This window comes from Ensifer sp. SSB1, assembly GCF_016652895.1.
GTDB lineage: Bacteria > Pseudomonadota > Alphaproteobacteria > Rhizobiales > Rhizobiaceae > Ensifer.
The window spans coordinates 18,953-39,677 of sequence record NZ_JAEPRP010000060.1; the positions used below are offsets into that span (position 1 = coordinate 18,953).

The 20,725-nt window shown below is 62.7% G+C and carries 20 protein-coding genes; 12 read left to right on the forward strand and 8 right to left on the reverse strand.

Annotation, left to right across the window (positions count from 1 at the left end; all coding sequences use genetic code 11):
• Positions 1 to 588 (reverse strand): benzoate/H(+) symporter BenE family transporter (locus I8N66_RS16565; RefSeq protein WP_291155383.1); only part of this gene is annotated, 588 nt, incomplete at its 3' end.
• A gap of 111 nt (positions 589 to 699) precedes the next feature.
• Here I8N66_RS16565 and I8N66_RS16570 point away from each other — a divergent pair.
• The gene (locus tag I8N66_RS16570; protein WP_291155386.1) at positions 700 to 2,190 is read left to right on the forward strand and encodes a PLP-dependent aminotransferase family protein; all 1,491 of its coding nucleotides are present in this window, start codon (positions 700 to 702) and stop codon (positions 2,188 to 2,190) included.
• A 229-nt stretch (positions 2,191 to 2,419) separates the two neighbouring features.
• Here the strand turns inward: I8N66_RS16570 and I8N66_RS16575 are convergent, their stop codons facing one another.
• The gene (locus I8N66_RS16575) at positions 2,420 to 2,824 is read right to left on the reverse strand and encodes a hypothetical protein (RefSeq protein WP_291155389.1); all 405 of its coding nucleotides are present in this window, start codon (positions 2,822 to 2,824) and stop codon (positions 2,420 to 2,422) included.
• Between the two features lie 367 nt (positions 2,825 to 3,191).
• Here I8N66_RS16575 and I8N66_RS16580 point away from each other — a divergent pair, with 367 nt between their 5' ends.
• Positions 3,192 to 4,505, forward strand: a complete 1,314-nt coding sequence (locus I8N66_RS16580) for an alkyl sulfatase dimerization domain-containing protein (RefSeq protein WP_291155392.1) — start codon at positions 3,192 to 3,194, stop codon at positions 4,503 to 4,505.
• A gap of 148 nt (positions 4,506 to 4,653) precedes the next feature.
• Here I8N66_RS16580 and I8N66_RS16585 read toward each other — a convergent pair whose 3' ends face one another.
• The 3 genes from I8N66_RS16585 to I8N66_RS16595 all read right to left on the reverse strand — a co-directional run bounded on the left by I8N66_RS16585 (position 4,654) and on the right by I8N66_RS16595 (position 8,171).
• Entirely contained in the window at positions 4,654 to 6,036 is a 1,383-nt protein-coding gene (locus tag I8N66_RS16585) for an aspartate aminotransferase family protein (protein ID WP_291155395.1), read from the reverse strand.
• 37 nt (positions 6,037 to 6,073) lie between these two features.
• Positions 6,074 to 7,570: an NAD-dependent succinate-semialdehyde dehydrogenase gene (locus tag I8N66_RS16590; RefSeq protein ID WP_291155398.1), complete on the reverse strand. Its 1,497-nt coding sequence runs from the start codon at positions 7,568 to 7,570 to the stop codon at positions 6,074 to 6,076.
• A 118-nt stretch (positions 7,571 to 7,688) separates the two neighbouring features.
• Positions 7,689 to 8,171 (reverse strand): Lrp/AsnC family transcriptional regulator, encoded by a 483-nt coding sequence (locus I8N66_RS16595; protein ID WP_291155401.1) that lies wholly within the window; start codon positions 8,169 to 8,171, stop codon positions 7,689 to 7,691.
• A 66-nt stretch (positions 8,172 to 8,237) separates the two neighbouring features.
• On the opposite strand from I8N66_RS16595, the gene I8N66_RS16600 reads away from it, so the two are divergent.
• The 10 genes from I8N66_RS16600 to doeB all read left to right on the forward strand — a co-directional run bounded on the left by I8N66_RS16600 (position 8,238) and on the right by doeB (position 17,874).
• Positions 8,238 to 9,659 (forward strand): PLP-dependent aminotransferase family protein, encoded by a 1,422-nt coding sequence (locus tag I8N66_RS16600; RefSeq protein ID WP_291155405.1) that lies wholly within the window; start codon positions 8,238 to 8,240, stop codon positions 9,657 to 9,659.
• Between the two features lie 122 nt (positions 9,660 to 9,781).
• Positions 9,782 to 10,567, forward strand: a complete 786-nt coding sequence (ehuA, locus tag I8N66_RS16605; RefSeq protein WP_291155408.1) for an ectoine/hydroxyectoine ABC transporter ATP-binding protein EhuA — start codon at positions 9,782 to 9,784, stop codon at positions 10,565 to 10,567.
• A gap of 65 nt (positions 10,568 to 10,632) precedes the next feature.
• Positions 10,633 to 11,481 carry an ectoine/hydroxyectoine ABC transporter substrate-binding protein EhuB gene (gene ehuB, locus I8N66_RS16610; RefSeq protein WP_291155411.1) on the forward strand — a complete coding sequence of 283 codons (849 nt, stop codon included), beginning with the start codon at positions 10,633 to 10,635 and terminating at the stop codon, positions 11,479 to 11,481.
• 69 nt (positions 11,482 to 11,550) lie between these two features.
• The gene (ehuC, locus tag I8N66_RS16615) at positions 11,551 to 12,210 is read left to right on the forward strand and encodes an ectoine/hydroxyectoine ABC transporter permease subunit EhuC (protein ID WP_223729293.1); all 660 of its coding nucleotides are present in this window, start codon (positions 11,551 to 11,553) and stop codon (positions 12,208 to 12,210) included.
• Positions 12,211 to 12,212: 2 nt separating this feature from the next.
• A complete protein-coding gene (ehuD, locus tag I8N66_RS16620) occupies positions 12,213 to 12,875 on the forward strand; it encodes an ectoine/hydroxyectoine ABC transporter permease subunit EhuD (RefSeq protein WP_113540948.1) in 663 nt (220 codons plus the stop codon).
• Positions 12,875 to 13,651 (forward strand): ectoine utilization protein EutA, encoded by a 777-nt coding sequence (gene eutA / locus I8N66_RS16625; protein ID WP_113540949.1) that lies wholly within the window; start codon positions 12,875 to 12,877, stop codon positions 13,649 to 13,651. The genes ehuD and eutA overlap by 1 nt, the downstream gene beginning before the upstream one ends.
• Before the next feature lie 2 nt (positions 13,652 to 13,653).
• Positions 13,654 to 14,655 carry a hydroxyectoine utilization dehydratase EutB gene (gene eutB, locus I8N66_RS16630; RefSeq protein WP_291155418.1) on the forward strand — a complete coding sequence of 334 codons (1,002 nt, stop codon included), beginning with the start codon at positions 13,654 to 13,656 and terminating at the stop codon, positions 14,653 to 14,655.
• Entirely contained in the window at positions 14,652 to 15,644 is a 993-nt protein-coding gene (gene eutC / locus I8N66_RS16635) for an ectoine utilization protein EutC (protein ID WP_291155421.1), read from the forward strand. Before eutB ends, eutC begins: the two co-directional genes overlap by 4 nt.
• Before the next feature lie 34 nt (positions 15,645 to 15,678).
• On the forward strand, positions 15,679 to 16,860 hold the full coding sequence (gene doeA / locus I8N66_RS16640) for an ectoine hydrolase DoeA (protein ID WP_291155424.1): 1,182 nt from the start codon (positions 15,679 to 15,681) through the stop codon (positions 16,858 to 16,860).
• Between the two features lie 3 nt (positions 16,861 to 16,863).
• Positions 16,864 to 17,874: a N(2)-acetyl-L-2,4-diaminobutanoate deacetylase DoeB gene (doeB, locus tag I8N66_RS16645; RefSeq protein WP_291155428.1), complete on the forward strand. Its 1,011-nt coding sequence runs from the start codon at positions 16,864 to 16,866 to the stop codon at positions 17,872 to 17,874.
• A gap of 110 nt (positions 17,875 to 17,984) precedes the next feature.
• Here the strand turns inward: doeB and I8N66_RS16650 are convergent, their stop codons facing one another.
• The 3 genes from I8N66_RS16650 to I8N66_RS16660 form a co-directional block, all read right to left on the reverse strand.
• Positions 17,985 to 18,467: an Lrp/AsnC family transcriptional regulator gene (locus I8N66_RS16650; protein ID WP_113540954.1), complete on the reverse strand. Its 483-nt coding sequence runs from the start codon at positions 18,465 to 18,467 to the stop codon at positions 17,985 to 17,987.
• A gap of 34 nt (positions 18,468 to 18,501) precedes the next feature.
• Positions 18,502 to 19,104, reverse strand: a complete 603-nt coding sequence (locus I8N66_RS16655) for an amino acid synthesis family protein (RefSeq protein ID WP_291155432.1) — start codon at positions 19,102 to 19,104, stop codon at positions 18,502 to 18,504.
• Between the two features lie 784 nt (positions 19,105 to 19,888).
• Positions 19,889 to 20,652 (reverse strand): IS5 family transposase gene (locus tag I8N66_RS16660; RefSeq protein ID WP_291155435.1). Its coding sequence is split into 2 segments (ribosomal slippage): positions 19,889 to 20,319 and positions 20,319 to 20,652, totalling 765 coding nucleotides; the frame shifts between segments, so codons are not numbered across the junction.
• Positions 20,653 to 20,725 lie beyond the last annotated feature (73 nt).

The following is a 20,725-nucleotide window of genomic DNA, read 5'->3' on the forward strand; positions in this document are numbered from 1 at the left end:
GTCGACCCGGCCCTCGGCAAACAGGAACGAGAGCCCAAGAATGAGGATGCCGACCACCGCATAGCGGGCGGAGAAGCGCTTCAGCACGACATAGGCAACGATCAGCAAGCCGACGAGCAGCGGATCGACGCTGGCGCCGCCGAACGCACCGATCCCGAACTGCAGCAGGATGCCGGCCAATAGGCCGGAGGCAATGCCTGACGGGATCAGCCCGATGACCTTCTCGAAGCAGCCGGAAAGGCCAAGTGCGACGAAAGCTGCCGCCGAGACCATGTAGGCACCGATGGCCTGCGCATAGGGTGTCGTTGCCAGTGCCGTCACGAGAAACGCCGCCGCTGGTGTCGACCAGGCGGTGATAATCGGCTCGCGATATCGCCAACTCAAGAAGAGCCCGGACAGCCCCACGCCGATGGAGACGGACCATACCCACGACGCGGTCAGCTCCGGACTGAGACCGGTGACCTTCGCGGCCTGAAAGACCAGGATGAATGTGCCGCCGTAATTGACGATGACTGAGATCAGGCCCGCCACGATGGGGTGCGTCAGGTCGTTCAGGCGGATGGGAGTGGGCGATGGATGGGAAGGCATGTCTTGACGGAACTCCTGAATTCTGCAGCCGATGGCCGACGAAGTGCGTTGACATTTAGCCGTCCAATGGACTGATGTTCCCATCCACTTTGTTAGGTAGGGTCAGACCATTTGTTCAAGCATTCGCAACTGGAGTCCGTGAAGGCTTGGCTCGCCCATCCGGCGCATGCCGCGATGCCGCTTTACGCGCGGATACAGCGGGCGATCCGGCAACTGATCCTCGATGGCGTGCTTGGGCCCGGAAAGCCGCTGCCGGCGTCACGCGCGCTCGCCCAGTCGCTCTGCGTATCCCGCGACACCGTCGAAGCAGCCTATGGTCAACTTCATGCTGAAGGCTTCATCGAGCGCCGGCTGGGAAGCGGGAGTTTCGTGGCCGAGATGAAGGAGTTCGCAAGCGGTCGGCGCCTTTCCCGGCGGGATACGCTGCTGCGCAACCAGGCTCCGAACCTCAGCAGACGTGGCGATGCGATGTTTCAAAGTGGCGGTGTGCGCGAACTGCTTGCGCCGCGACCCTTCGCGCATGGCGTGCCGGAGACGCGGAATTTCCCTCTCCGGATTTGGGAACGCCTGGAACGACAGGTCTTGCGGGAAAGCGGTACCCAGGTGCTCCTTCACGGTGATCCGCAAGGGACCGAAGCGCTTCGCCGTGCCATCGCCGACTACGTGAACCTGGAGCGTGGCGCGCGCGCCACGGCCGATCGGGTGTTGGTCCTCACGAGTTCGCAGCAGGCGTTGACACTTTGCGCCAACATGCTGTTCGACCCCGGCGATCGGATCTTCATCGAAGACCCCGCCTACTACGGTGCGCGCAAGGCTTTCGACGCGGCGGGGCTGGAATGCGTTCCCGTTCGCGTCGATGACCAGGGCCTCGTCGTCGGGGAGATCATGGCCGAACCGCGCAAAGCCAAGGCCGTGTTCCTGACGCCCTCGCATCAATTCCCGACCGGAGCGACGCTGGCGCTGGAGCGCCGCCTGGCGATGATCGAGTGGGCCAAACGCCATCAGACCTGGATCATCGAGGACGACTACGACAGCGAATTCCATTATGCCGGCAAGCCGACGGCCTGCGTGCAGGGCCTCGATCCGCACGACCGGACGATCTACATCGGCACCTTTACCAAATCGCTCTTTCCGGGCTTGAGGATCGGGTATGTGGTGCTGCCTCCCCAACTTGTGCAGCCGATGACGGTCGCGCGCACGCTGCTTGACGGGCACACCGCCCCGCTGGCGCAATTGACGCTCGCCCGCTTCATGGAAGGCGGGCATTTTGGTGCGCATGTCCGCACCATGCGCAGCGTCTACGCCGACCGGCTCGACCTACTGGCAACCCTCGTCGACAAGCATCTTTCGAGCTATGTCGAAGCGCAGGTCCCCATCGGCGGGCTACAGATGCCCTGTGTACTGGCCGGCAACATACCGGAACGCATAGCCATCGACGCCGCAAGACGTGCCGGGATCGACATCATGGGACTGTCCGATCTTTACGCCGCTGGCGAGCCCAAGGCCGGCTTCCTGATGGGATTTGCGGCCTACACGCCGCGCGAAATCGAGGCCGCAGTCAGGAAAATGGCGGACGCATTCGGCGCCACAGCGAAGCCGTAGCCGGCTTGACGCCGGATTTCCGGCGCAAACGCCAGAACGAAATGGCGGGCGACATCAACGCCAGTCCGAACTGCCGGCTGTTCTGTCGTCCTGCAGGGTTTCGAGAAGCAAGCTCATATCCCCGAGCGCAACGGTTTGGGACATGGCGATGTCCAGAAGCGCGTCTCTGAACCGGCTCCGCTGAGAGGCGTCGCGTCGCTGCAAGCCTGCAAAGCGCGCTGGATAAAACTCACTCTCTCGGCGTGGCATGATTGGCAGCCTCCTGCATTCCGCCGGATGAATGGCGAACCTGGCGCGATTGTCGTAGCAAATAGGAACCCAACTCCGCGGCAGCAGCGATATCGGCGAAGAGCAGGCTCGCCTCCGCCATGGTGCCGTCGTCGAGGGCATCCGTTTCGTTGGGGTCGAAGTCACCGAGCAGCACCAGAAGTGCCTCGATCCTTTGGCGCTGGTCGCTGGCCGCTGCCAACAGGCTCCGTTCGATCCGCTCTCGCTCCAGCCTTTCAAGGTCGCGCAGTGCCTCGCCCACCCGGTCTCGGCATTCGCAGTCGATTGCGCTGCTCAAGACCGCGCCGTGCATGCGCGCGATCGCGCGGCCGATGTCTTCTTTGGTTTGGGCCAATGTCGATGTCATCGCTGGGTCCGCTGCTCGCATTGCATGTGTTCCATGTCCAACGTTGCGTCGAAGCACCTTCCGCTTCCAGGCAACGACGATCCGGCAATCTCACCGTCAACCTAAGGTGAACTGAGGCCGGGCTGTTTGAACCAGCGCAAAGACAGATGATTTTCTATTGCCGGGGGGCGAGGTCTGAGGCGTTTGCAGCGAAAACGGGCGCCGTGATCACCAAGTGGATCTTGGGCGAAGGAAGGACGGGACACCGGCCAGTAATTCCAATATCACGTCCACCAGATCCGCTGCAGTCGCAGCCGCAACGACTGACGGTCAATGGCCGTCAGTCCTGACGCCAGGCTCGCGGAGCCGTGAAGTAGGAATAGCCTTGATGGTCACACCAACTCCTGGGCAGGCATTGCCCGCTTCTGCAGATGAATTCGCCGGGCGTGAGCAATTGCGTGCGAGTTCCGCCGAATTCCGCAAGGATGTCATCGAAATCACGGAGGGCGTTTTTGCCGCCGTCGGCTATTCAGCGAGTAACGTCACGCTGATCCAAGGCGACGGCGGCTCGATTATCGTCGACACATCCGCCAATCCTGTCGACGCCAAGTCGATCGTGGACGCCTTCGGTGATCGCTTCGTGCGCCCTGTCCTGGCAATCATCTACACCCACAATCACCCGGATCATTCTGGCGGGGCGAAGGTATTTGCCGGAGCTGACAATCCCGAAATCTACAGCCATCAGATGCTGATGGAAGCCGGTCCTGAGTTCGGAAGAGGACCGAGGGATGGCGGCGATGCCTTCGGAACGAAGCTGGCCGACGATCTGTTCATCAACGCGGGAACGCAGCTCGAATACGGCCGCGTCACGCCGCATACCCGGGAGGGCTTCCTGCCGCCGGCCCGCACTTTCAGCGGCGAGAGCGAGACTGTCGAGCTCGCCGGTGTCTCGATGCAACTTATCCATACGCCCGGAGAGTCACCGGAGAACACGGCCGTCTGGATCCCCGGTAAGGGCTTGCTGATCCCCGGCGACGATTTCCTGAAATCCTACCCGAACCTCTCGCCGATCCGCGGCCTCAAGCTGCGGCCGCCGGAGAAGTGGGTCGCAAGCCTCGACAAGATGCTCGCGCTGGACGCCACCTACATGATCCAGGGTCACATGCGACCTATCCTCGGAAAGGACGAAGTCCGCAAGGCGCTCACCGACTACCGGGACGGGATCAAGACGGTCCTCGATCAAACGCTTGCCGGAATCAAACAGGGAAAAACGCCGGACGAACTCGTTCAGGAAGTGAAGCTCTCTTCCGAACTCGCAAGGAGCCCCTATCTGCAAGAATACTACGGCACAGTCGCATGGGCCGTGCGTGGCATCTATGCCGATTATGTCGGCTGGTTCGATGGAAACGCCACGAATTTGAACCCTCTGCCGCCCACCGAGCGCGCTCGAAAAATGCTCGAAATGGCCGGAGGGACAGCGAAGATGATCGCCCGCGCCCAGGAAGCAATCGAGGCCAAGGAATTCCAGTGGGGCGCGGAATTGATCGACTATGTACTGGCCTCCGACCCTGAGAACATGCAGGTCAGGGCGATCAAGGCGAGGGCACTGACCGAGTTGGGTGAGCGCCAGATCAATGCCACCGCCCGGAACTACTATCTCACCACGGCGCAGCATCTACGGAACGCTGAGAACCAGGCGTAGTCTTCACCGCGGGGCGGTTGCCGCGACTTCATCGGACACACACAGTCGCCAGGCCCGGTCGCTGGCGCGACCGGGCCTGGCGAGGACGGAAACGATCGCACCCGCTTCCTCCTCGTTCGCGCTTGCCAGCGACCCCGTCAGCCGAACTTCACCTTCCAGCACCGAGTACGGACGTGACCGCGCCGGCGGCCGCTTTCACGACGATGTCTGCCTCGCCGGTTGTCAGGCAGAGCGGCGGCGCGAAGCCCAGGATATCGCCCTGCGGCATGGCGCGGCCGATAACGCCGCGTTCGAGCAGGGCGGCCGCGATTTGCGGGCCAACCTTCTTCGCCGGATCGAAGAAGACCCGGTCGTCCTTGTCCTCGACAAATTCGATCGCGGCCATCAATCCGTCACCGCGCACTTCGCCCACATGCTGATGGCCGGCAAGCGCCTTCGTCAGCTCCGCGCGGAAATAGGCGCCGGTGCTGCCGGCGTTTTCAACCAGGCCCAACTCGTCGATCAGTTCGAGATTGGCAACGCCGGCGGCTGCGCAGATCGGATGGGCGGAATAGGTCCAACCATGGCCGATCGCACCCAGTTCGTCAGATCCTTGCACTAGCACCTGCCACATCTTGTCCGAGACGATCGTGCCGGAAAGTGGCGCGTATGCCGAGGTGAGGCCCTTGGCAATGGTGATGAGATCAGGCCGCATGCCGTAGTGGTCGGAGCCGAACATCGTGCCGAGACGGCCGAATCCGGTCACCACCTCGTCGGCGACGAGCAGGATGTCGTACTTGTCCAGCACCGCCTGGATCTTTTGCCAGTAGCCCTTCGGCGGTGGCACGATGCCGCCGGTGCCGAGTATCGGCTCGCCGATGAAGGCGGCGATCGTCTCCGGGCCCTCGGCCAGGATCATCTCCTCGAGCTTGTCGGCGCAATATTGGGAGAACTGCTCTTCATCCATCGAGCGGTCAGGGCGGCGGAAGAAGTAGGGCGCTTCCGTGTGCAGGATCGGCGCGCGCGGCAGATCAAAGGCGTTGTGGAAGAGATGCAGGCCGGTCAACGAGCCGGTCATGACGCCGGAGCCGTGATAGCCGCGCCAGCGGGAGACGATCTTCTTTTTTTCCGGCCGGCCGAGGATGTTGTTGTAGTACCAGATCAGCTTGATGTTGGTCTCGTTGGCATCCGAGCCTGAAAGACCGAAATAGACGCGGCTCATGCCCTCCGGCGCACGCTCGATGATCATCTTGGAAAGCGTGATCGACGCTTCCGTACCGTGGCCGACATAGGCGTGATAATAAGCAAGGTTCTTGGCCTGCTCGGCGATTGCCTCGGCGATCTTCTGCCGGCCGTAGCCGACATTGACGCAGTAGAGGCCGGCAAAGGCATCAAGGCTCGTCCTGCCGCTGGTGTCGGTAATGTACACACCTTCGCCGCCGCCGATTACCCGGGTCGGCGTCTCGCCGCGCGCATGCATGCCCATATGCGTGGACGGGTGGAAAAAGTGGTCACGGTCCCAGGCGCTGAGTTCGTTGCTTTTCTCGAGCATGGTCTTTCCTTTCGCGTATGAAATGTGGCGCCCGCGTTCAGGCGGCCGTGTCGATGCAGAGATATTTGAGTTCGGTGAAGGCCTCGATGCCGTGGCGCGAGCCTTCGCGGCCCAGGCCCGACTGCTTCCAGCCGCCGAAGGGGATCGGTCCGCCGGTGATTTTCACCCGATTGATCGCGACCATCCCGTACTCCAAGGCCCGCGCAAGACGCATCTGGCGTGCGCCGTTCTCGGTGACGACATAGGCGACGAGACCGTAGTCGGTGGCATTGGCGCGCGCGATCACTTCGTCCTCGCTGTCGAAAGCGGTGACCGCGGCGACCGGGCCGAATGTTTCCTCGCGCATGATCAGCGCTTCGTCAGGCACGTCGGTCAGCAGCGTGGGCTCAAAGAAGAGTGGTCCTGCCGCATGGCGCCTTCCGCCGACCGAAAGCTTGGCGCCGAGCCGAAGTGCGTCGGCCACCTGGTCCTCAACCTTGGTGATCGCCCGTTCGTGCATCAGCGGGCCGATCTCGCTGTCGCGGTCAAGGCCTGCACCGACCTTCAGGCGCGCGATCCTCGCAGCAAAAGCCACCTCAAACGCCCTCAGGATCGGCCGTTCGACATAGATGCGATTGGCGGCGAGGCAATCCTGGCCGGAGGTCGCAAACTTTGCCGCGATGGCGATATCGGCCGCCTTATCGACATCGGCATCGGCAAAGACGATCAATGGCGCATGGCCGCCGAGTTCCATGACCAGCCGCTTCATGGTCTCTGCGCACTTGCCGGCAATCAGCTTGCCGATCTCCGTCGAGCCGGTGAAGCTCATGGCGCGAATGCGCGGATCGGCATTCATGCGGCCGACGATGGTGGCGGCGTCCCCGGTCACCACATTGAAGACGCCTGCGGGAAGCCCAGCCCGCTCGCCGAGTTCGGCAAGGGCGAGTGCCGAAAGCGGTGTTTCGCTGGAGGGATGCGCAACGACCGTGCAGCCGGCCGCAAGTGCGGCAGCAGCCTTGCGGGTGATCATGGCGGAGGGGAAATTCCACGGCGTCACGATGCCGACGACGCCGAGTGCCTCGCGGCGCACGATCATCTCTGCTCCGGGAAGATGGCTGGTGACGCTTTCGGCGTTGAGGCGCTTTCCTTCCTCGGCATACCATTCGACGAAGGATGCGGCATAGTCGATCTCGCCGCGGGACTCGGCAAGAGGCTTGCCCTGTTCCAGCGTCATCAAGAGCGCAAGGTCCTCGCGCGCCTCAAGCATCAGGTCGTGCCACTTGCGCAGGATCGCGGCGCGCTGTTGCGGCAGCATGCTGCGCCAGGCGGGCAGGGCGTCGCTTGCCGCCGAAATGGCCTCGCCGGTCTGTTCGGCATCAAGGGCGGCGACCCAGGCAAGCGTCGCCGACGAGGCGGGATCCGTCACCTTGAAACCGGCGCCGGCGTGACCGGCAATCCAGCGGCCGCCGACATAGGAAAGCTCCCTGAGCAGGTGCGGATCGGCAAGGCGGGCAAGCGCGTCGTGAAAGGTCGTTCGGGCAAATACGGCGGTCATGGCGGCCTCCTCTTGTTGTGTGGAGGAAGTCTGCCAGAGGGCGAGGGACAGATTGTCTATTGCCGGGGTGGCGGCCAGAGACTTTGGCCAAAGGTGGGGCCGGCCGTAGACAATCTCTCTATTCGGAGGCGGGAAGCAACATCTCGAGCGGAAGCACGGTCTCCTCCTTCACCGTCTTGGTGACGATGTAGGTGAAGTAGCGGTCGATGCCGAGTTCACGGTCGAGCAGGCTGTCGACAAGGCGCTGGTAGGCGTCGATATCGGGCGCCATGATCTTCAGGATGTAGTCGACACCGCCGCCGACCGACCAGCACGCGACGATTTCAGGCGTTGTCGCGACGGCCCGCTCGAATCGCTCGAAATCCGTCTGCCGATGGTTGGCGAGCGTCACTTCCATCATCACGCTGGCAACCGGCGCAACGCGCCTGACCGCAACGCGGGCATGATAACCCGTCACGATGCCTGCCTTTTCCAGCTTGCGCAGGCGCAGCCAGCAGGGCGTTGGCGAAAGCCCCGCCTTTTCCGCGAGCGCCAGCTTGGTGATGCGCCCGTTTTCCTGGATTGCTTCCAGGATGCGCAGGTCGATGGCGTCGAGTTTCATTCAGGCGCCCTCCGGGCGGGGGTCATGTCAAAGCCGAGAAAAAGACAATGGTTAGGCATTTTGGCGTTGTCAATTGAACTGAATTTGAGCACTGTTGAAATCATGACAAATTGGCGACCCGATATATCCCAATTGCGCCGGCCGGCCTATCTCTCCCTCGCCGAGCAGATTGCTCGCGCCATTCAGGAAGGCCACTTGCCGAACGGTACGCGCCTTCTGCCCCATCGCAAGCTCGCCGACGACCTGAAACTATCAGTGCAGACCGTCAGCCGTGCCTATGACGAGCTGATCCGAAGGGGGCTGATATCGGGCGAGATCGGCCGCGGCTCCTTCGTGCAGACAAGGCCGAAGGAGCCCGAGCCCCCCTACCTGCCCGAGCGTCTTGGCGAGCTGGTCGACCTTTCGATCCTCAAGCCTGTGTGCGAGCAGCTCCATCTGGAACGCATGCGTGCGGCCTTCGGGTGGCTGGCGGAAAACCTGCCTTCGAGTTCGGCGCTGTCCTTCCGGCCGAACATGGTTTTCCCGCGCCATCGCAATGTAGCGGCCGAGTGGCTGTCGCGGTGCGGTCTCGATGTATCGCCCCTCAATATCAGTCTGACGAATGGCGCAACTTCGGGCATGACGGTGGCGCTGATGAGCGTCGCTCCGCCGGGCTCGACCGTTGCGACCGAGGCGATCAGCCACCACACGCTCGTGCCGCTTTCCAGCTACCTTGGCCTTCATCTCGAGGGCTTGCCGATCGATCGCGAAGGCATGATCCCTGAGGCGCTGGATGAAGCTTGCCGCACCGGCGTCATCCGCGCCGTCTTTCTCCAGCCCTCGGTGATCAATCCGACCGCGGCGTTGATGGGGCCCGAGCGTAGGCAGGCGCTTGCCGAGGTCGCGCGGCGCCACGATATTGCGATCATCGAGAACGACATTCTGGGGCCGCTGGTCGAAGGCCGCGCGCCGCCGATCGCGGCCTATGCGCCGGAGCGTACGCTCTACGTCACCAGTTTCACCAAGATCACGGTGCCGGGCCTGCGCATCGGCTATCTTGCCGCGCCGGACCGTTACGTCGCGGCCGTCGCCAACCGCCATCTGGTCTCCAACTGGATGGCGACGCCCTCGATCGCGGAGATCGCAACGCTCTGGGTCAGTGACGGCACGGCGATGGAACTCGTCAACTGGCAGCGCCGGGCGCTCGGTGTCCGCCACGCGATCGCGGAGGAGGCGCTGGCCGGCCTGCCCTATTACACCCATCCGCAGAGCTTGCATGTGTGGTTGCCGTTGCCGGAGGGGCATACGGAAGAAGGGTTCGTCTCTCAGGCCCGCTTGCGGGGCGTTGCGATTGCCCCGGGCTCTTCCTTCCGCACGGCGGACCAGGGCTGGCATCCGGCGGTGCGCATATCTTTGGGCTCGACGACCGAGCAGGAACTGCGCACCGGCCTCGGCATCCTCGCTTCCTTGGCCAGCGGCAACCCGGAGGCGTTGCTGCTCGCGATTTGAATGGAATGCCCGCCAATTGGGCAGCGGAACTATAATTGTACTGATATTATTATTCGGATTGACATGATTTTGATTGCCGCGCATCGTTGCGCCATCACTTGTCTCAATAGGGAGAGACATGCATGGCAGCGCCGATCATCCGCATCGACAACATCACCAAACGCTACGGTCCGCTGACCGTACTCGACGGTCTGTCGATGGACGTGCTGCCCGGAGAAAAGCTGGCGCTCATCGGCCCCTCCGGTTCGGGCAAGACGACGATCCTGCGTATTCTCATGACATTGGAAGCGATCAGCGGCGGCCATATCGAGGTCGACGGCGACCAACTCTATCACATGCCGAAGAATGGCAGCCTCGCGCCGGCCGACGACCGTCATCTGCACAAGATGCGCGAGAAGATCGGCATGGTCTTCCAGCACTTCAACCTCTTCCCGCACAAATGCGTGCTCGACAATGTCACGTTGGCGCCGATGCTGACGAAAGGCGCCGCGAAAGCGGCGGCGGAGAAGCGGGCGATGGAGCTTCTCGACATGGTAGGCATGGCCGACAAGGCCAGGAGCATGCCGGCGCAATTGTCCGGTGGCCAGAAGCAGCGCGTTGCGATCGCCCGGGCGCTCGCGCTCTCGCCAAAGATCATGCTGTTTGACGAGGTGACCTCCGCGCTCGACCCGGAACTGGTCGAAGAGGTGCTGAACGTCATGCGCAAGCTCGCCGTCGAGACCGACATGACCATGTTGCTTGTCACCCATGAGATGGGTTTCGCCCACGACTTTGCCGACCGCATCCTCTTCTTCGACCGCGGCAAGATCGTCGAGGAAGGCAAGCCGGACGAGATATTCCGCAATCCCAGGCAGGAACGCACGCAGACCTTCCTGCGCAAGATCATCGCGGCAGGGCACCGCGTCTGAGCGGCCTTGCTGCCCGGAAACAAGCTCCAAACAAAAACCAGGGACAGCCAGAGGAGTTCGCAACTATGAGCATGAGAAACTTTTTGACCATGACCGCCAGCGCAGGCGCCCTGACGGCAATGGTTGCCGCAGCACCTGCTTGGGCCGACGGCAAACTTGAAGAGCTGAAGGAACAGGGTTTCGCGCGTGTCGCCATCGCCAACGAGCCGCCCTTTACGGCAGTTGCCGCCGACGGCAAGGTTTCCGGTGCCGCACCGGACGTGGCGCGCGAGGTCTTCAAGCGCCTCGGCGTCGAAGACATCGTCGCCTCGATTTCGGAATATGGCGCGATGATCCCGGGTCTGCAGGCCGGGCGCCACGATGTCATTACCGCCGGCCTTTTCATGAAGCCGGAGCGCTGCAACGCCGTCGCCTATTCCGAGCCGATCCTGTGCGACGCCGAAGCCTTCGCGCTGAAGAAGGGCAACCCGCTCAAGCTCAAGAGCTACAAGGATATCGCCGACAATCCGGATGCCAGGATCGGTGCGCCAGGCGGCGGCACGGAAGAGAAGCTCGCGCTCGAAGCCGGCGTTCCGCGTGATCGCGTCATTGTCGTGCCGGATGGCCAGAGCGGCCTGAAGATGCTGCAGGACAGCCGTATCGACGTCTATTCGCTGCCGGTGCTTTCCATCAACGCTCTTGTCGCCAAGGCGAACGACCCCAGTGTCGAAGTCGTGGCGCCGGTTGAAGGCGCGCCGGTCTATTGCGACGGCGCGGCCTTCAAGAAGGGCGAGGAAGCCTTGCGCGATGCCTTCGACGTGGAACTCGCAAAGCTCAAGCAGTCGGGCGAGTTTGCCAAGATCATCGAACCCTATGGCTTCTCGGCCGCGGCCGCTATGTCGACAACCCGCGAAAAGCTCTGCGCCGCCAAGTAAGCGCCGCAGTACATCGTCCTCTCCCCGGATTGGGGAGAGGAGCCATCTCCTTGCTACATGGAAGAACGGATGACCGACTGGTCCGGTTACATAGGGCTGATCCTGCAAGGCGCGCTCGTGACGCTTGAGCTCACCGTGCTCGGCTCGATGCTCGCCGTCGTCATGGCGTTCGTCGCCGGCCTCGGGCGCGTCAGCCGCTTCCTGGCGGTTCGCGCGCTTGCCACCACCTATATCGAGTTCTTCCGCGGCACGTCGATCTTCGTTCAACTCTTCTGGGTCTATTTCGTGCTGCCCTTTGCCGGCGTCACGCTCTCGCCGCTTCAAGCCGGTGTTCTGGCGCTGGGTCTGAATGTCGGAGCCTATGGGGCTGAAGTCGTGCGCGGCGCGGTCAAGGCGATCGGCCGCGAGCAGCGCGAGGCCTGCATTGCGCTCAATCTCTCCCGCTATCAGTCGATGCGTTACGTCATCCTTCCGCAGGCCCTGCCGCTGATGCTCCCGACCTTCTGCAACAATGCGATCGAGCTCCTGAAGGGCACGGCCGTCGTCTCGCTCATCTCGCTGACCGACATGACTTTTCAGGCGCAGGTGGTGCGGGCCCAAACCGGCAGCACGCTCATTCCGTTCGCAACGATCCTCGTGCTCTACTTCCTGATGGCACTTGCCATCTCCCACGGCATGCGCTGGCTGGAACGCCGGGTAACGCGCGGCCTTGATGGCGTGAGGACCTGACGATGGAATGGGACTGGAATTTCGTCTGGGAAATCATGCCGACCCTGCTTGAGGGCCTGAAGATCACCATTTTGGCAACCGTGTTCGGCGCGGCACTCGCCGCCACCATCGGCCTCGTCTTTGCCATCCTGCGCATGACCGCGCCGAAACCGATCGCGAAGACCACAGCCTTCATCGTCGAGTTCATCCGCGGCACGCCGCTGCTTGTGCAGCTCTATTTCATCTTCTTTGTCCTGCCGGATATCGGCATTCGCCTGCCGGCGATGCTTGCGGGCATCATCGGCCTTGGGCTCCACTATGGAACCTATGCGGCGGAGGTCTACCGGGCCGGTATCGAGAACGTGCCGCGCGGCCAATGGGAGGCGGCGAAGGCGACGAACCTGACCGGCCGCCAGACCTGGATCCACGTCATTCTGCCGCAGGCGATCCCGCCGATGATCCCGGCGCTCGCCAACTATCTCATCGCCATGTTCAAGGAGACGCCGCTGCTCTCCGCCATCACCGTGCTCGAGCTGATGAACCAGGCGAAGAGCGTCGCCAACAGCAGCTATCGCTATATCGAGCCGATGACGCTGGTCGGGGTCTTCTTCCTGATCATGAGCCTGATCTCCGTCGTCTTCCTGCGCTGGCTGGAAGAACGTTACGCCCGAGTGGAGGAACGCTGATGCAGTCGTTCGACCTTACTCTCGCCTCGCGCGCGCCGAAGCTGGACGACCGTCCGCTTCACAAACGCGTTGGCCTGATCATCCTTGCAACCGACCACACGACGGAAGTGGACTTCCAGCGCATGGTGGCAAGCGAGCGGATCGGCGTCTACACGACCCGCATTCCCTATGCCAATCCCGTGACGCCGGAGAACCTGCGCGCCATGCAGCCCTCGCTGACGTCCGCGGCCGCGCTGATCCTGCCGGACGAGCCCCTCGACGTCGTCATGTATTCCTGCACCTCCGCCTCCGTCGTCATCGGCGACGCTGAAGTGAAGGCTGCCGTGCGCGCCGCCAAACCGAGTGCCGCCGTCGTCACGCCCACTGCGGCAGCTGCCTCCGGCCTCAAGGCGTTCGGCGCGAAGCGCATTTCCGTGCTGACCCCCTACACGATCGAAACCAGCAAGCCGATGGCGGACTACTTCCTGTCACTCGGCTTCGACATCGCCCGCTTCACCTGCCTCGGCCTCACCGACGACCGGGAGATGGCACGCATTTCTCCGGACGAAGTCGTTGCCTTCGCGAGGCAAGCGACTGCACTCGATAGCGACGCGCTCTTCATATCTTGCACGGCTGTTCGGGCGGCAGGCGTCGCGGCAGAGATTGAGGCCGTCATCGGAAAGCCGGTCGTCACCAGCAACCTAGCCACAGCCTGGGCTTGCCTGCGGCTCTGCGGCAATGAGACATCGCGTCCGCAGCTCGGGCAGCTCATGACGCTTGCCTATTCGGATCAATAGCGATGTCGAACCTCCCTGTGACATTGGCGGATATCGAACAGGCGGCCCGGCGCATCGACGGTCGGGTCCTGAATACGCCTTTCGTGCTTTCCGCTTCGCTTTCCGAGCGCTGCGGTGTGCCTGTCGGCCTCAAGCTTGAGCATCACCAGACGACGGGCAGCTTCAAGCTCCGCGGCGCCACGAATGCCGTGCTCTCGCTGACGCCAGAAGAGCGGGCGAGGGGTGCCGTCGCCGCCTCTACGGGCAATCACGGCCGGGCGCTCGCTCATGCCGCCAAGGCCGAAGGATCAGTCGCGACGATCTGCATGTCCAGGCTCGTGCCCGACAACAAGGTGTCGGAGATCCGCAGGCTCGGCGCCAATGTCCTGATTGTCGGCAAGTCGCAGGATGAGGCGCAGGTCGAGGTGGATCGGCTGGTGGCCGAAGACGGTCTCGTCATGGTGCCACCCTTCGACAGCCGCGCCGTGGTCGCCGGCCAGGGTACGCTCGGCCTGGAGATCGTTGACGCGATGCCGGACGTGGCGATGGTTCTTGTGCCGCTTTCGGGCGGCGGGCTCGCGGCCGGTGTCGCCGCGGCCGTGAAAGCGCGGTCACCGAAGACCCGCGTCATCGGCCTCACTATGGATCGGGGTGCTGCAATGAAGGCGAGCCTTGACTCGGGGCGGCCGATGCAGGTCGAGGAGGTGGCAAGTCTTGCCGACTCCCTCGGTGGCGGCATCGGCCTCGACAACGCCGTGACCTTCGAAATGTGCCGAGCGCTGCTCGATGACGTGGTCCTGCTTACGGAGGAAGAGATCGCGGCCGGCATAAGGCACGCCTATGCCGCGGAGCGCGAGGTGATCGAGGGGGCAGCGGCCGTCGGCATTGCAGCCCTGCTTTCCGGGCGGCTTGGCCGGCTGAGCGGGCCAGTGGCGGTCATCCTCTCCGGCCGCAATGTCGACATGGACCTGCACCGGCGGGTCATCAATGGTGGGGTCGATCCGCTTGCGGAGGCAGCGGCATGACGACGATGAAGATTCTCACCGAGGCAGAACTGCGGCGCATCGTCCCGCTCGATCTTGCGGCCATCGCGTGTGTTGAGGAGGCATTTCACGCACTCGCCACAAAGGCGGTCGCCATGCCGCCGATCCTTAGGCTCGACATGCCCGAAGTGCGCGGTGAGGTGGATGTGAAGACCGCCTACGTGCCCGGTCTCGACGGTTTCGCCATCAAGATCAGTCCTGGCTTCTTTGACAATCCGCAGATCGGCTTGCCGAGTACCAACGGTCTGATGGTCCTGCTTTCCGCGAAAACCGGCCTGGTAGAGGCCGTGCTGCTCGACAATGGCTACCTGACGGATGTGCGCACCGCCGCGGCCGGCGCAGTCGCGGCTCGGCACCTTTCGCGCTCGGATGCCACGGTTGCCGCCATCTTCGGCGCAGGCATGCAGGCAAGGTTGCAGCTTGAGGCATTAAGCCTCGTGCGGCCGATCCGCGAAGCGCGCATCTGGGCGAGGGATGTTGCGAAAGCCGAGGCCGCCGCAGCGGACTTGACGGTGAAGCTCGGCTTTCCGGTTCGAGCGGAGGCCGACGGCGCGCGAGCTGTCGATGGCGCCGAGATCATCGTCACCACCACGCCTTCCGAAACACCGGTACTTCAGACCGATTGGCTCAGGCCCGGCCAGCATGTCACGGCCATGGGGTCGGACGCCGAACACAAGAACGAGATCGAGCCCGCCATTGTCACCGGCGCCGGCCTCTATGTCGCCGACAGCCTCAAGCAGACGCGCAGGCTTGGCGAACTGCACCATGCCATCGAAGCGGGCCTCGTGGCGGAGGGCACCATCTTCCCCGAACTCGGCGAGATCATCGCCGGGCGCAAGCCGGGCCGTAGCGGCCCCGAGCAGATCACCGTGGCGGACCTGACCGGCACGGGCATTCAGGACACGGCCATCGCAACGCTTGCTGCCGCCCGCGCGGCAGCGGCGGGCGCCGGCACGATCTTCGAGAGTTGAGACCGGCTTTTCGCCGGGTATAGAGGAAAAACCGATGAAACAAGCGAACCTGAAGTTCTCACTTCCGGAGTATGAAGCGCGTCTTCAAAAAACGCGGAAAGCTATGGAGGCCAAGGGCATCGATGTGCTGATCGTCAGCGATCCGTCGAACATGAACTGGCTGACCGGCTATGACGGCTGGTCCTTCTACGTGCACCAATGCGTCGTCGTGCCGCCGACGGGCGAACCGATCTGGTATGGCCGCGGCCAGGATGCCAACGGCGCCAAGTTCACCGCCTACCTCAAGCACGAGAACATCATCGGCTATCCGGACCACTATGTGCAGTCTACCGAGCGCCACCCGATGGATTACCTCTCGGGCAAGCTTGCCGAACGCGGTCTCGACAAGCTGACGATCGGCGTGGAGATGGACAATTACTGGTTCTCCGCCGCCGCCTTCGCTTCGCTTGTGAAGCACCTGCCGAATGCCCGCTTCGTCGATGCGACCGCCCTCGTAAACTGGCAGCGCGCGGTCAAGAGCGAGGCGGAAATCGGCTACATGCGCAACGCCGCAAGGATCGTCGAAAAGATGCATGAGCGCATTTTCGACAAGATCGAGGTCGGCATGCGCAAATGCGATCTGGTCGCGGAAATCTATGATGCCGGAACCCGTGGCGTCGACGGCATCGGCGGCGATTATCCGGCGATCGTGCCCCTCTTGCCCTCGGGCGTGGAGGCCTCTGCACCGCACCTGACCTGGGACGACCGGCCGATGAAGACAGGCGAGGGCACCTTCTTCGAGATTGCCGGCTGCTACCATCGCTACCACGTGCCACTCTCTCGCACCGTCTTCCTCGGCAAACCGACGCAGGCGTTCCTCGACGCGGAAAAGGCGACGCTGGAGGGCATGGAGGCCGGCCTCGAAAAAGCGCGACCCGGCAATACCTGCGAGGATATCGCCAACGCCTTCTTTGCCGTGCTGAAGAAGTACGGCATCGTAAAAGACAACCGCACGGGCTACGGCATCGGCGTGTCCTATCCGCCGGACTGGGGCGAGCGCACGATGAGCCTGCGCCCCGGCGACCGGAGCGAACTGAAGCCGGGCATGACCTTCCACTTCATGACGGGGCTTTGGCTCGAGGACATGGGCTTCGAGACCACGGAAAGCATCTTGATCACCGAGAGCGGCGTCGAGTGCCTCGCCAACGTGCCGCGCAAGCTTCTCGTGAAGGACTAAGCCATGCGGGAGGTTTCGCTTCGTCCTTCGCCGATCAGCGCTACAGTCGATTTTTTGGCCGAAGGCGTGCAGCACGGGTTCCTGCGTCTGCCCTACAGCCGCGACGATTCCGCCTGGGGCTCGGTGATGATCCCGGTGACGGTCGTCAAGAACGGGGAGGGCCCGACGGCCCTTCTCACCGGCGGCAATCACGGCGACGAGTATGAAGGGCCGATTGCGCTCTTCGATCTCGCCCGTAAGCTCAAAGCCGAGGACGTGACGGGCCGTGTCATCATCGTGCCGGCGATGAACTATCCGGCCTTCCTCGCCGGCACGCGCACCTCGCCGATCGACAAGGGCAACATGAACCGCAGCTTTCCGGGTGCGCCGGACGGCACGGTTACCCAGAAGATCGCCGACTATTTCCAGCGGGTGCTGTTGCCGCTCGCCGATATCGTGCTCGACTTCCATTCGGGAGGAAAGACGCTCGATTTCCTGCCCTTCTGCGCGGCCCACATCCTGCCAGACAAGGCGCAGGAGGAAAAAGCCTTCGCCCTCGTCGGCGCCTTCGGTGCCCCCTGGTCGATGAAGATGCTGGAGATCGATGCCGTCGGAATGTACGACACGGCGGCGGAGGAGATGGGCAAGGTCTTCATTACCACAGAGCTCGGCGGCGGTGGGACGGCGACGGCCAGGAGTGCTGCCATCGCCAAGACGGGCGTTTCGAACGTGCTGAAGGCGGCAGGTATCGTAAAAGGGCCGATCGACGCTGCACAAACCACGTGGCTCGACATGCCGGACGGCAATTGCTTTTCCTTCGCCGAGGATGGCGGCCTCATCGAACCGTTCGTCGATCTCGGCGATACGGTGAAGAGCGGGCATGTTGTCGCCCGCATCTACCCCGTCGGCCGCACGGGCGCTCAACCGTTGGAGGTGCATGCGAAGATGGACGGCATCCTTGTCGCTCGCCATTTCCCCGGTCTCGTCAAATCCGGAGATTGCGTCAGCGTGCTGGCAACCATTGTCACGGGATAAGCTTGGCCGCCCGGGGCGCGTGGGCGGCGAGTGCCGCTTGGCTTGGCAGAGCGAGCCAGTATCTGGCTCGCTCTGCTCCGAAGCACGAGTACGCTACGGTGAGAGACCAGCTAGGTCGCATCGGTGACCAACAATGACACGGGAAGCGTCGGTTCTTCCTTCACGGTCTTGGTGACGATGTAGGTGAAGTAGCGAGCGATGCCGAGCTCGCGATCGAGCAGCGCGTCGATCAGGCGCTGGTAGGCGTCGATATCTGCGGTGACCAGTTTTAGGATGTAGTCGACGCCGCCCCCGACCGACCAGCAACAGACGACCTCGGACATATCCCGGATCGCCCGTTCGAACCTGTCGAAATCGGCTTGGCGATGGTTGGCGAGCGTCACCTCAAGCATGACGTTGGCAACCGGTGCGATGCTTCGCATGGAGATGCGTGCGTGATAGCCGCAGACGACGCCAGCCTTTTCCAGCTTGCGCAGCCGTATCCAACAGGGCGTCGGAGAAAGCCCGACCGTTTCGGCGAGCGCAAGCTTGGTAATACGGCCATTGCGCTGGATCGCATCCAGAATACGCAGGTCGATCGCATCGAGTTTCATGGCAAGCTCCTGCGCCGCCGAACGCTCGCTCTTATCAAGTGCTGCTCTGCGATGCCGCTTTTTCGGCTTCCATCTCGGCGATGTCCTGGAAGCGGTCGGCGATGCGGGCATGGGCGCGGCCGCTGTCGGAGGCACCGATGGCGACGATGATCTCGTCCGGCCCTGGGGCGTCGGCGATCTGGAAGTTGGCGGTGAGGAAGTGCGATCGCCTGCCGTTCTCGCTCTTGTGCATCATCGGCAGCGACAAGAGCGCACCTGGCGCATTGCGGGTGTTGGCGAATTCAAGGTAGTTGGTGCCGCCGATTGCCTCGCGGAAGGGATTGCCGAAGCGCAGCGTGTGGATCATTGCCGAGGCATGTTCAATTTCGCCGGCGATGCCGACGGCCGCGGCCTTGCCGCAAGCCTCGATCCTATCCGCCGCCATCTGGCGGAGCAGCCGGTCCGTCATCTCCTGGCTGAGTTCACCCGCGATGCGAGTGATTTCCGGCCGCAGGTCTTCGACAAAGCCTCGCCCTGCCCAGGGGTTCTGGATCACTGCAGCCACCACCACGATGTTGACCGGGCGCGCCGCCGCCTTGCCGCCTTCGACGAGGGTTTCTTCCAGGAAGGTGCAAATTTTTCTGATGCCGAGGGTCATTTGGAACGCCGCTGATAGTGGAAACTTGCGGCAACTTACCGGGGCGCTTGCAGATTTCTTCCGCTGTTTCGAGGAAGTGGGCGCCGATCGTTCCTGCAAAAACAGGTAGGGCCCTGCGCTGAACGCATGTCGCTCAATGAGCAAAATCTAAATCGTCGCCGTCCTTTACGAGGAAGCTTTGGCCCCTAGCTCGGAGGGGAGAAAAAATGACATCGGTCTTCCTCCGTCCGTGAGAATGCCCCCGTCTCAGCGCCCGCCCATCATGGCCCCGCCAACCGGCGACCACCAGATGGAAGGGAACCAAATGAAGACGATACTGGCGAACACGACTGCTTTGATGCTTGTTCTGAGGCTTTCCGCGGGCATCGCTTACGCCGAGAGCGCAAGGCTCGATACGCTCATCGACCAGAAGTATCCGGAGATTGAGAAGGTCTACAAGGACCTCCACGCCAATCCCGAACTTGGCTTTCATGAGACGCGGACGGCAACGCGACTGGCCGGGGAGCTGGAAAAGCTCGGCTTCGAGGTGACCGTCGGCTTCGGTGTGGATACCGGTCTCGTCGGTGTCTTTAGGAATGGCGACGGTCCGACGATCATGCTCCGAACCGAGCTCGATGCGCTGGCGATGGAGGAAAAGACCGGGCTCGATTACGCCAGCCGCGTACAGGTGCCGGCAACCCAATGGCCTGGAAACACAGATGAGACGGCAAAGGTCTTTGTCGCCCATAGCTGCGGCCATGATATCCATATGGCGTCATGGCTTGGAGCGGCCCAATTGCTAGGGTCAGGACTCATTGATCCAGAAGATGAAAGCGGCAGCGAGTGCGATTGCAGACAGGAAGGTGTGAGCACATCGGTCATATCTGGTGTGGATACGTCTCCAGTCCTTGAGGCGGGCGAACAGGTTCTCGATCCTATGGCGCTGGCGATATAGGCGTGGATCGTAGCTGTGCTGGACACGATGTTTTGCATGAGGCGGGATACAAGGGGTTATCCCTCGATCTGTCAGCGCTTGCCGGAAGGCAGCGGAACTGTAGGCCCTGTCGGCCAGCAGGAAGCGGGCAGGCGGCAGTTGTTCAAGAACGGCGGCAGCTGTCTTGTGATCGTTGGCCTGTCCCTCGGCCAAATGCAGCAGCAGCGGTCGCCCCTTATCGTCGCAGACCACCTGCAGCTTGGTGGTCAAGCCGCCTCGGCTACGTCCGATACATCGGGGTAGAGCCCCTTTTTAAGCAGACTGGCCGCTGTGCGGTGCGCCTTGAGGTGGGTGGCATCGATCATCAGCTTGTCGGTACCACCACCCTGTGCCGCCAGCTCGGCCAGGATACGATTGAACACACCCAGCCGGCTCCAGCGGATGAAGCGGTTGTAGATAGTCTTGTGCGGACCATAGCTGGCAGGAGCATCGCGCCAGCGAAGGCCATTGCGGATTACGAACAGAATCCCGCTCAGTACCCGCCGGTCATCGACCCGCGGCACACCGTGCGATCGCGGGAAACAGGGTTCGATCCGCCGCATCTGCTCCGGCGTCAACATCAGCAAATCATTCAAGGCAGCATCCTCCTGCCACCTTGAATCATCCATCAAACCTCAATTCAATACTTTAATGGGTCCTGACCCTAGT

Bases quoted from the DNA above. Each gene is read 5' to 3' on its own strand.
- I8N66_RS16650 (WP_113540954.1), bottom strand. From the start codon at position 18,467: ATGAAACTCGATGCGATCGACCTGCGTATTCTGGATGCGATCCAGCGC.
- eutA (WP_113540949.1), top strand. From the start codon at position 12,875: ATGCAGTCGTTCGACCTTACTCTCGCCTCGCGCGCGCCGAAGCTGGAC.
- ehuB (WP_291155411.1), top strand. From the start codon at position 10,633: ATGAGCATGAGAAACTTTTTGACCATGACCGCCAGCGCAGGCGCCCTG.
- ehuA (WP_291155408.1), top strand. From the start codon at position 9,782: ATGGCAGCGCCGATCATCCGCATCGACAACATCACCAAACGCTACGGT.
- doeB (WP_291155428.1), top strand. From the start codon at position 16,864: ATGCGGGAGGTTTCGCTTCGTCCTTCGCCGATCAGCGCTACAGTCGAT.
- I8N66_RS16580 (WP_291155392.1), top strand. From the start codon at position 3,192: ATGGTCACACCAACTCCTGGGCAGGCATTGCCCGCTTCTGCAGATGAA.
- doeA (WP_291155424.1), top strand. From the start codon at position 15,679: ATGAAACAAGCGAACCTGAAGTTCTCACTTCCGGAGTATGAAGCGCGT.
- eutB (WP_291155418.1), top strand. From the start codon at position 13,654: ATGTCGAACCTCCCTGTGACATTGGCGGATATCGAACAGGCGGCCCGG.
- I8N66_RS16595 (WP_291155401.1), bottom strand. From the start codon at position 8,171: ATGAAACTCGACGCCATCGACCTGCGCATCCTGGAAGCAATCCAGGAA.
- I8N66_RS16585 (WP_291155395.1), bottom strand. From the start codon at position 6,036: ATGCTCGAGAAAAGCAACGAACTCAGCGCCTGGGACCGTGACCACTTT.
- eutC (WP_291155421.1), top strand. From the start codon at position 14,652: ATGACGACGATGAAGATTCTCACCGAGGCAGAACTGCGGCGCATCGTC.
- I8N66_RS16655 (WP_291155432.1), bottom strand. From the start codon at position 19,104: ATGACCCTCGGCATCAGAAAAATTTGCACCTTCCTGGAAGAAACCCTC.
- I8N66_RS16590 (WP_291155398.1), bottom strand. From the start codon at position 7,570: ATGACCGCCGTATTTGCCCGAACGACCTTTCACGACGCGCTTGCCCGC.
- ehuC (WP_223729293.1), top strand. From the start codon at position 11,551: ATGACCGACTGGTCCGGTTACATAGGGCTGATCCTGCAAGGCGCGCTC.
- ehuD (WP_113540948.1), top strand. From the start codon at position 12,213: ATGGAATGGGACTGGAATTTCGTCTGGGAAATCATGCCGACCCTGCTT.
- I8N66_RS16575 (WP_291155389.1), bottom strand. From the start codon at position 2,824: ATGACATCGACATTGGCCCAAACCAAAGAAGACATCGGCCGCGCGATC.